The 324-nt window shown below is 33.0% G+C and carries 1 protein-coding gene; it reads right to left on the bottom strand.

Going from position 1 to position 324, the window contains the following annotated elements:
* Positions 1 to 69: 69 nt before the first annotated feature.
* The coding region (locus tag FC72_RS10570; protein ID WP_162253533.1) for a transposase at positions 70 to 324 on the bottom strand (255 nt) is incomplete at its 5' end.

Raw genomic sequence — 324 nt, 5'->3', positions numbered from 1 at the left:
GGTTCTTTGTCAAATCGTATTGATGAATGATTTTGGACCTGAGGCACCTCTTAATTGAGGTGCCTTTTTTCATGCGCAGATAAGTGTTGCTCTTTTAAGCAGATGACTAAGATTTCTAAAGCCATAACAATTGTGTTTTAATTTCTTTATCTTACCAATGGTTCCCTCCAGGGGACCATTGGAGTAGGGCATTGTACAACTATTACATACATACCTCATATTTTTTCTTAACGTATTTATTGATATATCCATAGCAGTATTGTTCTTCTTATAATCTAAGATTATTTCTCTAAGTAATTTACTATTGTGGCTTTTAATAGCTAA

The organism is Companilactobacillus tucceti DSM 20183 (assembly GCF_001434665.1).
Lineage (GTDB): Bacteria > Bacillota > Bacilli > Lactobacillales > Lactobacillaceae > Companilactobacillus > Companilactobacillus tucceti.
This window is presented reverse-complemented; position numbering and strand designations above follow the sequence as displayed.